The 13,024-nt window shown below is 50.8% G+C and carries 10 protein-coding genes and 1 pseudogene; 8 read left to right on the forward strand and 3 right to left on the reverse strand.

Annotation, left to right across the window (positions count from 1 at the left end; genetic code table 11):
- Nucleotides 1–151: 151 nt before the first annotated feature.
- The 7 genes from AC2FIB_RS20445 to AC2FIB_RS20475 all read left to right on the forward strand — a co-directional run bounded on the left by AC2FIB_RS20445 (nt 152) and on the right by AC2FIB_RS20475 (nt 8,634).
- Entirely contained in the window at nt 152–1,153 is a 1,002-nt protein-coding gene (locus AC2FIB_RS20445; RefSeq protein WP_496737378.1) for a replication initiator protein A, read from the forward strand.
- Nucleotides 1,075–2,016, forward strand: a complete 942-nt coding sequence (locus AC2FIB_RS20450; protein ID WP_496737380.1) for a hypothetical protein — start codon at nt 1,075–1,077, stop codon at nt 2,014–2,016. The genes AC2FIB_RS20445 and AC2FIB_RS20450 overlap by 79 nt, the downstream gene beginning before the upstream one ends.
- A gap of 554 nt (nt 2,017–2,570) precedes the next feature.
- The gene (locus AC2FIB_RS20455; protein ID WP_496737381.1) at nt 2,571–3,221 is read left to right on the forward strand and encodes a VPLPA-CTERM sorting domain-containing protein; all 651 of its coding nucleotides are present in this window, start codon (nt 2,571–2,573) and stop codon (nt 3,219–3,221) included.
- Between the two features lie 219 nt (nt 3,222–3,440).
- Nucleotides 3,441–4,937 (forward strand): VPLPA-CTERM-specific exosortase XrtD, encoded by a 1,497-nt coding sequence (gene xrtD / locus AC2FIB_RS20460; protein WP_496737383.1) that lies wholly within the window; start codon nt 3,441–3,443, stop codon nt 4,935–4,937.
- A 139-nt stretch (nt 4,938–5,076) separates the two neighbouring features.
- Nucleotides 5,077–5,916, forward strand: coding sequence for a 2OG-Fe(II) oxygenase (locus AC2FIB_RS20465; protein ID WP_496737384.1), 840 nt, complete (start codon nt 5,077–5,079; stop codon nt 5,914–5,916).
- Between the two features lie 62 nt (nt 5,917–5,978).
- Nucleotides 5,979–7,388: an oligosaccharide flippase family protein gene (locus AC2FIB_RS20470; protein ID WP_496737386.1), complete on the forward strand. Its 1,410-nt coding sequence runs from the start codon at nt 5,979–5,981 to the stop codon at nt 7,386–7,388.
- A gap of 40 nt (nt 7,389–7,428) precedes the next feature.
- Entirely contained in the window at nt 7,429–8,634 is a 1,206-nt protein-coding gene (locus AC2FIB_RS20475; protein ID WP_496737387.1) for a glycosyltransferase family 4 protein, read from the forward strand.
- 367 nt (nt 8,635–9,001) lie between these two features.
- On the opposite strand, the gene AC2FIB_RS20480 is transcribed toward AC2FIB_RS20475, so the two are convergent.
- Nucleotides 9,002–10,504: a hypothetical protein gene (locus tag AC2FIB_RS20480; RefSeq protein WP_496737388.1), complete on the reverse strand. Its 1,503-nt coding sequence runs from the start codon at nt 10,502–10,504 to the stop codon at nt 9,002–9,004.
- A 245-nt stretch (nt 10,505–10,749) separates the two neighbouring features.
- Here AC2FIB_RS20480 and AC2FIB_RS20485 point away from each other — a divergent pair.
- Nucleotides 10,750–10,888: pseudogene (locus AC2FIB_RS20485) on the forward strand (transposase); the annotation flags it as partial.
- Between the two features lie 30 nt (nt 10,889–10,918).
- On the opposite strand, the gene AC2FIB_RS20490 reads toward AC2FIB_RS20485, so the two are convergent.
- Together AC2FIB_RS20490 and AC2FIB_RS20495 are read right to left on the reverse strand one after the other, a co-directional pair.
- Nucleotides 10,919–12,331 (reverse strand): hypothetical protein, encoded by a 1,413-nt coding sequence (locus tag AC2FIB_RS20490; RefSeq protein ID WP_496737389.1) that lies wholly within the window; start codon nt 12,329–12,331, stop codon nt 10,919–10,921.
- Between the two features lie 22 nt (nt 12,332–12,353).
- Nucleotides 12,354–12,953, reverse strand: a complete 600-nt coding sequence (locus tag AC2FIB_RS20495; RefSeq protein WP_496737391.1) for a polysaccharide biosynthesis/export family protein — start codon at nt 12,951–12,953, stop codon at nt 12,354–12,356.
- Between the last annotated feature and the right edge of the window lie 71 nt (nt 12,954–13,024).

The following is a 13,024-nucleotide window of genomic DNA, read 5'->3' on the forward strand; positions in this document are numbered from 1 at the left end:
TGACTCTGAACCCACGATCCGTCGCTTTACCAAGCCTGTGGATAAATTTAGGGTGGGTGTCAATAAAACCACGAAGAAGATTCGGTGAGATCAGGAGCAGAGATATGGGTTGGAGTATTTCAGTTCTGATTTATTTTTCATGAGTAGGAATGTGCCCACCCAGGCAGGGGGGCTACTGCCGGATCGGCATCCGACCGCGGATTTTTTTGTCTGCGACATCTTCGATGCGCTGCCCAAAACGGACATGGGATCGATGGAGCATCCGATGTTCTCTCTGTCCACACGCCCTGATCGGCGCATCCTGAACTATGAACATAATGGGGTGGAAATCACGGTCACGCCCTCGGTGCGGGGGCTGGCGACGATCCACGACAAGGACATCCTGATCTTTTGTATCAGCCAACTGATGGCGGCGATCAACGCGGACCGTGCGGTCAGCCGGGTGCTGCATCTGAAGGCGCGTGATCTGCTGGTGGCAACCAACCGGGAAACCTCGGGCGATGGCTACAAACGACTGCGTGAGGCATTCGAGCGGCTGGCCGGCACCCGTATCACCACCAACATGGTGACCGGGGGGGTTGAGACGACCACGGGGTTTGGCCTGATCGAAGGTTGGGAGATCGTTCGCCACACGAGGGCAGGGCGCATGGTTAGTGTTTCGGTCAAACTGTCGGACTGGCTGTTTCGAGCGGTGTTGGCAAAGTCGGTGCTGACGCTCAGCCGTGATTACTTCCGGTTGCGCAAACCGCTAGAGCGGCGGATCTATGAACTCGCGCGCAAACATTGCGGGCGGCAACCTGAATGGCGGGTGTCAGTCGAAACACTGCTGAAGAAATCCGGCTCTGCTTCACCGCGCCGTGTGTTCCGTAAGATGGTGCGTGACATGATTGCCGCCGATCACTTGCCCGACTATCACCTTGAAGAGGAGCCCGGTGACATTCTCCGTGTGAGCCGTCGTGACGCCGTGGTCGAGGTTGAGGATAGACTGCATCTAAAGCCTGAGACACTAGAGGCTGCTCGCCAGCTGGCCCCTGGATGGGATGTGTATGCGCTTGAAAGTGACTGGCAAGCGTGGTGGGTCAGCAGCGGTCGCAGGCCGCTCAGAAATCCCGACAAGGCTTTCTTGGGCTGGGTGAAAAAGAGAGTGGCATAGACTTTATCTCTGGTGCTGCGTTTTTGACACCGTGGCTTGATTGTCATATTTCTGTTATTACACTTAGAGCAGAAATTATGTTCTCGAGTTCAATGTTGAAGCAGCATCTTAAGCGAAAAATTCAGCAGACGTTGGAAACCAAAGGTTTCGAACTACGTCGTGTACCACGTATCGAACCGCTATATAGCGCGGATCATTTGTCCACATCCGGAAACATACTCGAATTTGTGGGCCCGTCTGGCGGGGGGAAGACTACACTTTTTGAGCATCTGGAGTGTTTTCTGGTCCAGCGATGGTATGCGCCGCATTCAAAGCGTTTTCTGGAACACACATCAGAGGATGAGATTTTGGAGGCGCATCAAAAGATTCTGGTAGCCAAAATCCAAAGAATGGAACACGACGGCCTGGATGTCTGGATGCAAAGTGAGATATTTATAAGGCTTGGCAAGATTATCCAACAAAGTCTGGCAGGTAGTTCGAAAGTCTATGCCAAAGGTTTTGCACTGGATGAGGGGATCTGCCACTATTTTGCAGAGCAGATACTGGAACAGGAACGTGACGTTGCCTGCACGTTGCTCAAAAATAGATCCTTGGTTCTTCTGCTGGCAAGAGCTCCCGAAACCATAATTCAGCAAATGCTGGAGAGGGCCAGGAAAACGATGCCAAGCGATGCATTGGACCGGACGGTGACGCGCCTGGGATCCAATACAATGTTGCGGAGTGTTACCGCACAGCTGGAGATTTACAAAAACCTGGGCAACTTGGCGCAAGAATGCGGGCGCCAGGTGCTGGAGGTGTTTTCCGAAGATGGGATCAGGGAAAACACAAGTCGCATTACCCGGTTTGAGCAGAGCCTGTGTTGAAAAAGGGCGGGATCATTTAGCTGGTAGAAGCAAAGCCTCATCGTGAACTGGTAAGGTTCGCCGCTGCAGGTATTGCAAGCAGCATGAATATCACAAGATATGACAGGCCGCTTAGGGCATAGACCACGAGGGCTGTGTATATTGATGTGTCTATATAGAGCGCGCAGACGGCGGCCAGCACTCCAAAGCATATACCTATGCCCACAACCCTGATCATGATGTTGACCCGCCCCAAATCCCAGTCCTCGTATTGTCAGGATTGGCAGCCCCGACAACAAAAATCCAGAAAACCTTTTTAGGCACCCAAGGCAGGCATAGACCTGCTCATTGCTGGTGAGATATTGCCACGCAATACTTGTGATTCGGAACACGGTTGAGCCCGGTGTGTACAGACGAAATCTGCATTCATATTGAGAATTGTTTCCATGACCGAAACCTAAATGCACCAGGTCTCAAGCTTATGTGAATTAAGGCGGGAATGTGGTGATCTCCATTATCGTCTGTGTTAGCCGTTTCACTGAAAATACGAGTTATTACAGTTAAAAGGTCAGAGTATGAAAAAACTTCTGTACATAGCATCCGTAGCAACTGTCCTGGCAACAGGGGCTCAGGCGGTTACTGTCAACCTGTATGGCAGGGACGGTGGAGACGCTGCAGTCAGCGGAAAAACAGCAACTTTCAATAAAGATGGTATATCCGGTCGGATCGAAGCTTTTTCGACCCACACGGGTGCTGTGCCGAGAATCACAGCCAACACATATGGTCTTGGTGTGCTGAACGGGCCGAATGACGTGGCTTATTATCCCGGGAATGGCACCTATGCAGCGGGTGATTATGCCTCATTGGGTGGACAGATTGATGGTCGTTATCAAGACGATTGGCTGACCTTCACATTTGATACCGCGGTACAACTAATCTCGCTGTCTTTGGGGAGTTTCAACAATTCAGCCCCTTGGAATGACAATGCTTACATCAGTGTGAACGGGGGAGCGTTTACGCGCACCAGTTCTTGGCTGTATTCGTTTGGTGACGTCATCGCGACATCTTTTACGGTCAGAGCCCAAGATTATGACGATGAGTTTCTGGCTTATAGCTTTGAGGCCTCAACCTCGGCATCTCCCGTGCCTCTGCCAGCTTCGGCATTGCTACTTTTGGGCGGAATCGCCGGATTTGGTGTGATGCGGCGGCGCAAGCGTTTGGCCTGACAGCCAGACCTCATGGGATGAAGAACACGGCAGTTCCAAGGGGGCTGCCGTTTTTGATTGCGCTTCCAAGGGACAACCAAGAAGATATGGTGTACGTGACCAATTTAGTATGAGTTTGGTATGTCAGCCTTTGGTAAAATGACAATGGGAGCTGTGCCTGGAAGGAAGGGGCGATCTTTCTTCGGGCTATTTTGGCTGGGTCTCCTGGCGCTCGGGGCGTTGGTCTTCTTTCGGGAAGGGATCGCAGAACTCTTCCGTGTGTGGCAGCTGCCGGAATACAGCCACGGCCCTCTGATCCCGGTGCTGTCGGTCCTGCTGTTCCTGCGTCAACTCAAGGGTGTGCCTGTAGATCTTAGCCCAGTAACGGATAGCTGGCCTGGCTTTTGCCTGCTGATGGTCGCGCTGCTGATGGGGGCAGGGGGGCGGTTGATTGGGATCGCTGACATTGTAGCCTATGGCTTGATCCTGTGGGTGGGGGCTGTTTTACTGATCAGCTTTGGCTGGATTGCCGGGCTTCAATTCTGGCCACCTGTTTTACATCTCGTTTACATGCTTCCTTTGCCTGGTGCGCTTTATTATGGGGTATCGACCTGGCTGCAGTTGATTTCATCGGAACTTGGCGTTTGGTTTCTGGATATCCTCCGGGTGCCGGTGTTTCTTGACGGCAATATAATTGATCTGGGCGTCTACCGCCTGCATGTGGCCGAAGCCTGTTCCGGGTTACGCTATCTGTTCCCGATCCTGAGCTTTTCGTATATTTTTGCGGTTCTTTATAAGGGGCCGACATGGCACAAAGCCGTTCTGCTGATCTCGGCGGTGCCAATCACGATATTGATGAATTCCATCCGGATCGCGGTGGCGGGCCTGATCGTGAATTCTTATGGGCTGAGTTATGTCGAAGGGTTTTCGCACTTCTTCGAAGGGTGGGTCATTTTTCTCAGCTGCATTTTGATCCTGTTTGGTATCGCATGGTTGCTGGTGCGCTTGCGCCCCGAGCGGCTTTCGCTGGCCGAGGGGCTGGATCTGGAGACGGACGGCCTGTGGGATCAGGCCAAGCGTATTCGGCATGTTGTGCCTTCCGGGGCCCTGGTTGGCGGTGCCGTTTTAGCAATTGGACTGACAGTCCTCTGGCCTTTGGTTCCCGCACGCGACGCGCCCGCTGTGGACCGTGCGCCCTTCGCTGCATTTCCCAGCCAGTTCGAAGATTGGACGACAAGCGCACCCCGCGTGCTTGATCCGGATGTAGAGCGCATATTGGGTGCTGACGACTTTCATTCGGTCTTTATGCACAAATCGGGCGAGGCCGCCCCGGTGGACCTCTTCTTGGCATGGTATAAAGACCAAGATGACGGCGGAGTTCATTCACCGGAAGTTTGCCTTCCTGGAGCAGGGTGGGAGATCGCTTGGCTTGAGCAGACCGAAGTTTCAAACGGTACATCCAGTTTCCCCGTGAACCGGGCCATCATACAAAAGGGTCTGGAGCGGATGCTGGTATATTATTGGTATGAACAACAAGGCAACCGGGTCGCCTCCGGGTTTCGCGCAAAGCTGCAGTTGATGGTTGGAAAAATAACCAATGGTCAAACGGACAGTTCCATCATACGGCTGATCACGCCGATCAGACGAGATGAGGATGAAGCGGATGCCGAGCGACGGCTGCTGGACGGACTTTGGGCGGTCGAAGGAAATTTGGATGAGTTTGTTGATGGCGGTTGAGGTAGTGTGACCATTGGCTGCCCAAAAACGAGCAGGTCAGGAACAAGAACCAACATTTTTATTGCGTTGCCATTTTCGTGTGTCGAAGAATGTGGTGGGGAAAGCGCGAGGAAATTAATTATTGTCAGGAGTTTTCACTATGACAGAGCCAGTACTGAAGATGGATCCGGAGACACTGAGCTTGTCGACGGCGGCGGCCAAAGAGGCTGCATTATCATTTTCTGAAGACTATCAATCGGGGAAACCTTACGCGCATGGATGCATCGACAATCTCATGCCCCCGGAAATCCTCGAACGTGTTCGCAATGAGTTACTGTCATTGCCGGAGGCTGAGAGCAGCTTTGACCGGAACCAAGAGCGGCTGAAAACCAGTTATTCACCGGAACGCCTCCCTCCCTACACTAGGAACCTATTCTACTTCCTGAACTCGCGACCGTTTCTATTATTTCTTGAAGAAATGACCGGAATTGAGGGGTTGATTCCAGATCCATATTTTGTGGGCGGGGGAATTCATAAAGTTTCCAATGGCGGGCATTTAGACATCCATGCTGACTTTAATCACCATGGGAAACTGAATTTAGAGCGCCGCTTGAACGTTCTGATTTATCTCAACAAGGACTGGAAGGCGGAGTGGGGCGGTGAGTTTGAAATATGGAATAACGAAATGACCGAAAAGGCGGCGTCGTTTGTGCCGATTTTCAACCGTATGTGCTGTTTCAGCACAGGTTCCGACACTTGGCATGGAAACCCGGAGCCCGTAAATCACCCGGATGGAGAGCCGCGCATGTCAATTGCGCTGTACTACTACACCGCGACTTGGAACGAGACACGAAAAAGTCACACAACTCTGTTTAAACCGCGACCGGGAACGGCAGACAAAGCAGACCGGATAATTGCGCGTCGCGAATTCTTGCGAAATGTTTTGCCGCCTTTCGTATATCGCCGTGTTGCGCCACACATGAGGCGGATCGGTTTCTGAGCAGACACTGTAGGCAGGCAATCTTTATAGTTACCGACCTATTTCAAAGGAAATAGAACGCTTTGTCCCGCTTGAAGCTCATATTAGGTGCTTGGCAATTACCTGCTGAACAACGCAGTCTAAAGCAAAAAGCCATGCTTGCAGGAGTGTGGTCAACTCTTGCTTTTTTTGTCGTGGCGCTCATGCGCCTGGTTTCAACGATCGTGTTGACGCGCCTTCTGACCCCAGATGTTTTCGGGATATTTTCTGTCCTTTTGACAGTGACCTTTCTGATGACAATGTTTTCCGACCTCGGGGTACGGTCGCTCATTCTAACATGTGAAAAAGAGCAACTTGGAGATGCGTTTCTTTGGAATTGCTGGACGATACAGCTGCTGCGTGGCTTTGTCGTCGGCGGACTAATAGTTTTGATAGGGGCGCTATTTCGGGCGCTCCAGAATTACGAGGTTTTTCCCGAATATAGCAGTTATTCCGCGCCGGTTCTGTCATCCTCAATTACGGTGTCGGCTCTGGCGTTTGTTATCCTCAGTGTGGAATCCCCAAACAAGTTTGTTTACGAGCGGGATATGAAATTCGGCTTGGTTACGGTTGCGGAAGTTGCCGCCGCGACCCTGTCGCTCATTTTTGTAACCGGCCTTGCATTTTTGCTGTTGAATATCTGGGCGCTGGTCATCGCCTCGGTACTAACGGCGATCGCGCGGGTTGTGCTGAGCTGGGCTCTGTTTCAGGGACCGCGCATGCGGCTGGCCTGGGGAAAAGAACACATTTCACTCATTTTGGCGCGCGGGAAATGGATCGTTACTCATTCGGGCCTAACGGCCATTACAAATGTGGCCGATAGATTGCTGTTGGGAATGTTTATTCCGGCTTCGAGTTTTGGGTTCTACCATATCGCCCGGCAGCTGATTGACATGCCAATTATGCTCCTGAACAAGATCAACGGGCAGATCGGACTGCAGGTATTTTCAGAGCTTCATAAACACAAAACCGCAGAGGCATTCCGCAAAAGCTACTATAAGTATCGCAGGTTTTTCGATTCCATGTCCATGATCGGTTGCGGGCTGTTGGTTACACTTGCGGCTCCTATCGTGGGGATCGTTTATGATGACCGTTATGCCTCCGTAGCGACCATCTTGCAGATTTTAGCGATGGGTTTGCCGCTAGCTGGTTTCTTTGCCCTGAGGGCTGCATTTGGCGCGCAGCGGCGGTTTCGCAAGATGACCCTGCTTAGCATTATCCAGGCCGTGTCAATTTGGGGGGGGCTGATTGTAGCCTTGGGTGTTTTTAACTCGGTTACGGGGGCTTTTTGGGTTGTAGCTCTTCACCGCGTACCCGAAGCGCTTGTCTTGATGGTCATGGGATATAGGGAACATTGGGTTGTTCTTTGGCGGGAATTTTCAAATGTTCCCCTGATAGGTGTTGGTGCCTTGATTGGCTGGTTAATAGATAAAGGGCTTCTTGCCTATTTATGAATAGTGTCAACCAGCCGTGTGGAGGAAAGGAAAACCATTCGTGAAGATAGGATTGATCACACCCTCGTGGCCCGGTGAGGCGACGGCAAATGGAATTACGACGGCAACAGCATCTTTGGTAGAGGGCCTTGTGGCGTTAGGCCATACGCCTGTTATTTTGTCGGCGAAGATCAGCGATGATGGCGGTGTGCAAACGGTGTCTTTTCCTGCGGCACGACCGTGGAGTTTTTGGGAAAAACTGAACCTTAAGCTTGGCCGGGACATAGCGACGGTACCTGTCACCGCGCAAAAAATGCTGGAGGCAGCGCGAATAGCCGTCGATTTGTATGGCATTGAAGTTCTTCTCGTTGAAGAAACACACGGTTTTTCAGGTTACTTAGCAAAAGGATTGGATATTCCGGTCGTTGCCATCTTACATGGTCCGTGGTTCATCTTAAGCGAATTTCAGAAACGCGATGCAGCACAACCAATAAACAAAGGGCGCATTAAGCGAGAGGGGGAGGGCCTACACCTTTGCGCTGGAATTGTGGCGCCTTCGGTAGATGTTCTGCGTAAAACACAGGAATACTATGACCTGAATGGTATTCCACATCAGGTTGTTCCCAATGCGATCGAAGAGAAATCTTCGGCTAAATATATGGTGAACGGGGGGGCTGATCCCAAAAAACTGCTCTTTGTTGGTCGCTCTGACTGGATTAAAGGTGGTGATCTGGTTCTGTCAGCTTTCAATCAGATTAGACAACAAGGGGTTAACGCCACGCTTACATTTGTAGGGCCCGATAGAGGAGTGTTTAATCCGGACGGAAGCCATCAGAATATCAAGGAAGCGCTGGCGACCTTACCAGAGAGTGTGAGTAGTAGGATCAACTATCTGGGGCAGTGTCATAAAAACGAGATAGATATTTTGCGTCGACAGCATGGGATAGCGATCATTGCATCAAGATATGAAACCTTTTCTTTGACAGCCTTAGAGTCTCTTGCAACTGGTATAGCGACAATAGGGGCTGCAGTTGGGGGAATCCCGGAAATCATACGGGATCAAGAAACCGGGATTTTGATCCCATCCGGTGACGCAAGAGCGCTGGCAGACGCCAGTATGCGTTTGATCGCAGATCCGAGTTTATGTATGAAATTGGGGAAGGCAGCACGAAAAGATGTTCTGGGGCGGTTTTCACCAACAGTAGCTGCTAGCCAGATGGTGCAATTTCTCAGGGAAGTTTCACCAGATGATGTGATGCCGAATTGAGCCCCGAATTTTCCCCGCTTCGCGGATAGTCCTTGGGATTGGTTAGATGGCTTTACTCGGTCAGCGAACTAATGAGTGTTTTCTTGAGACACTCATCTCTGAGTTTGCGATGAATGTGTTCTGGGTAAGTTGCTCCGGTGCGATGTAGTGCCAGCCGATCCTGTTGTCCTGCCCCCCTCTGAGCACAGCTATGCTCAGGAGCTCGGTGTGATTGACCTCGAACCGACGAACAGTCCACATTCAATGCAGAGTACGCCCGAATCTGGCTCACCTGATGAACTTCCATAAGATGAGCCGCCGTCTTACGCTTGGCACTAGGCGTTACCGCTATTTTAAGTTTACATCTCTGAGTATCCTACATCTCGCATCATCTAGCCTCCGAATTTGTCGAATGTCGCTTCAACCTAGGGCGCCGCTTGAAGTTGGACGATGGCGATAACTCGATAATATCCGAGCCTTCTTCTGGTCCAGCTGAAGTTTTCTCAATATAGAAATAACGTCCTGCCAACGCGCCGCTAATCAAAAATATGATAGGCGTAAAAGATGCATTGGGTATGAGATCTAATAGGTTGAGGGCAAGAATAATTGTAAGACCGGATGTAGCAACAGAAACTCGAATTTGTTTTTGCTGCCAGAAGAGAGCAAAAATAGGAAAAGCTAGCAGACCAAACTGCGCGATATATCCTAGCCAGCCGAATTTGCTAAATATGATTATCCAAGCTCCATCAAAAGTGCTGGTTGCTTCACCATCCTCTGGGTCGTAGATTTCAGGGCGCCCCCAAGATCCCCAGCCGGCAACCGGTCGTTCATTGGCGCGGGCTAGCAAAAGGTCTTCATTGTCTGTTCTGTACTTAAAGGATTGAGCGCGGTCGGGATCAACCGAATATGCAAAATCATATATGGACGTCACAGGAATGAAACCTGCGCTACGCAAAGCGGGGAAGGAAAGGATGAACACTCCAACAATGACAGCAAGCAACATTTGCGTTCGAATATTAGTAAAAAAGATAATGGGACCCAATATCACAACAAGAATAAACGGACCAAGGCTGCGCGCGACAAAAAGTATAAAAATCATCCAAACCAAAGGTGCCAGCCACGCATTGCCCACAACCCGACGTTCTGATCTCCACAGAGCGATAGTCGCTAAAATCGTCATGGCAACAAATAGGCCCAACAACAGACCGTGCCGGAAAAAAACGACTGGTCGGAAGCCGTCCCCGCGAATGTGTTGCGAGAATTGATGCGGAAAATACCCATATATCCAAGTGTGTAACTGTGGACTCATTCTGGCTTCAAACAACATTGGCATCGAATATACGAGCCCCGCGATGCACAGACAACGTAGCAACAATACATGAGACTCCGGCGAAGCTAGAAAACGTCTTGCTAAAAAGAACGGCAGAAATTGTACAAGCAAACCAACGCTCATCGACAATGCATCATAAAGGCGTAAGCCAGGGAGATATCGAACCCCAACGAAGAAAGCGTCCTGATTAAGTAGAACCGTAACAAACGGGGACGCCACTAAAAGAAAAGTCAGGAGGTGCAGTAAAGGTGAGTTTGGTCGCGTTTCCGGAGTTTCCCGAGTGCCGAAAGTCATTTGGAAGGTAACAGGCTCTGAGACCCTAGTTTTGGCTGGCCTCCCCCATAGACCCAACGCAAAACATATGGCGGCGGCGGACAAGTTTGGAATAGATGTTTTATCCAAATCCTGGAGAGGAAGCTTTATTTCGAGTGAACTGGGCAGCAACAGCAGCCCCGCCAGAAGCGACCATATTAAAGCTGAAGCGGGTGATCTTGTGCGAAACAGGATCAAGACAACAATCGGCCAGCTGTATAAGGCAATGTAAGAGAAAATATTGGGCATGTTGTGCTGGGGATATCCCTATCCGAAGTCAGTCCGCAAACTCGATCCTCTCAAAAAAACCGATGATCACCAAAACGTTCAGGTGTGATTAAGCTTACGCCCGGAAGGCCAAGAGATAGCACTTTCATCGTTACCAATTTGTACCTTTTTAAGTTGAATTACCATCTTCAAAGGCTTCTAGCATACTTGTTTCGTCATTGACCTGCCACGGGATTTTCCTTCCACTGCTAATTAGGGGACGGGCAATGAAGCGAGCGAGGTTTACGGATGAACAGATCATCGGCATTCTGGCTGAGCACGAGGCGGAAGCAAAAGGTGCCGACCTGTGCTGCCAACACAGGTATGTCGGAAGGTACCTTCCACAACGAGAAGGCCAGAAAAGGCCGTGAAATTTTCAACATCGTTAGCCTGTGCTCAGGGCCGCCAAGCAAAATCCCGACCGATTGAGAAGAAAGCGAGAGGGCTTTCTGCGCGACCAAGGTCAGATTCATCCCGAACGCGATAGTTGAGTCCCGTATTGATAATCCACTCTGACTCAAGCTGATAGCTATAGACGGCATTTAAATCCGTGCGCTCCACGCGCGGGTCAACTTCTGTTTCATCGGCCAGCGCATAGGTCGCCCCCAACCCAAAGCGGGAAGATGGACCAAGGCCCCAGATATATCCGATATCGAAAATCAGTTCATCGCGGAACACTTCATCATCAGTGATGACTACATCCCGGCTCAAAAACACTCGAAGTTCATTTTCTCCGAATTCGTTTGCGTATGCCAGAGACACGAGCGGCTCGGTTTTGCCGCCATCTGTATGCGCAACACCCAGGCCGGCAGAAAAGGTAGCGCCAAGAACTTCAAGAGTGCGACCAACGCGGAGTGAATTGAGGCGGCCAGCCAAGGCCAGCTCACTCTCGAGGTCAAAGGTTACCGCACCGTTGGGCATTGCGTAATCAACGCCCAACGCTCCGATGGGGCCGGAAGTTGAATCATCCCCCAAAATCAGCCTTCGCTCGTCGATCTCGGTATATCCAAGAGCAAAGTCGAGGATGGTCCGTTCATTTAGTGCATGCGCTAACCCAAAGATGATGTCTTTGGTTTTTCGATCGGTTTGATCGGGGTTATCTTCGTCATACTGTTCAGCGCTGGCATCAATTGTAGCGGTGGTTACAGGTGACAAGGCAAAGCTGACCCCAACGCCCGCACTCAGGGTGTCGTTGTCAAAGAGATCCGGGTTTGTCTGGTCCACATAATTTAGGTTCTGCGTGTCCATGCGGAAATAATATCCAACAAGATCCTGGCGGCCAAAATCCATCTGGAAATCAAGGTTATATTCCCTGCGGGTGCCATCACCCGTCAGATCACCGAAATCAGAGGGTAATCTGAGGATGCCATCATCATCGATAAAATTACGCAAAGATCGCAAAAAACCAATATCGTAGCTGGAGAAATCGGCACCAAAATCCAGCCCTGCATTGGCGCCATCCCGGATATAGCCAAAGTCAAATATCGAGTCGCCGATATCGACGTCGGTTCCCTTATCAGGCAGGTCGCTAAAGCGCAGGGCAGTTACGGCATCCAATCCAATACTTTGGATGGGGGTTTCGCTGGACAACCCAAACGACAGAATCGAAGAGGCGATCGTTCCACTACCCTTTTCGGGGATATCCAGTCCGAGATTCCTCCCGGACTCAAATCGTTGGGCTATGCCCAAAGTCATCTGTGTCCCGCCCGGGTCCAGATCTATGGCCTGCGCTTCCGCGCGATTGTCTGAATTTACAATAAAACTTACAGCACCGAAGAGCGCTGCTTGTAGTACCACAATTTGTTTCACTGCCCTGCCCCTTTTTTTGGGGTTACTCGAACAAGCGCCGTTGTGGGATTACAATCACATCACCGTCGGTCAGCTTTGTCGATCCCCCAGTTCCTGTGCCTTCCAGCATATCATCGTAATTAAACTGGTACACAGCTTCTTTACCTGTTTTGTCTGTACGACGCAGCATTATCCGTTTTGTGGCTGCAAATCTAGAAAATCCACCCATTTCGCCAAAGAATTGCAGAAGTGTTGTACCACGCACCGGCGTGTGTCTACCGGGCACGCCAGCTTCGCCAATGACGTAGACATCAATCGTACGCGGCGGCAATGGCACGCGCGGAACATTAAGTGCGCCCAGTGACACGAAGACATTGGGCGGAGATGCAAAATTAGGGGCCAGCATTTGTGACAATTCATTGCTGACCTGTTCAACGCTTCGTCCCCCGGCCCTTAAAGAGCCCGCAAGGGGAACATTGATGCGTCCATCCGGTCGTACCAGAACATCGCGGGTCAGGCTTTCATCTTCCAGCACTTCAATACGCAACGTGTCTCCCGATTGGATGCTGTATCCCTGCGCCAAAACCGGTAACGCCGTTGCATAGGTGATAATTGAAACGAGCAGCACAACAATAGGCTTCATATCTAAACTCTTTCATCTCTGCACAAGCAATTCAGGACGGTTCACCAAGTTTCCAGAGAACCGCTTACGAT

Source organism: Ruegeria sp. YTSA072 (assembly GCF_059610285.1).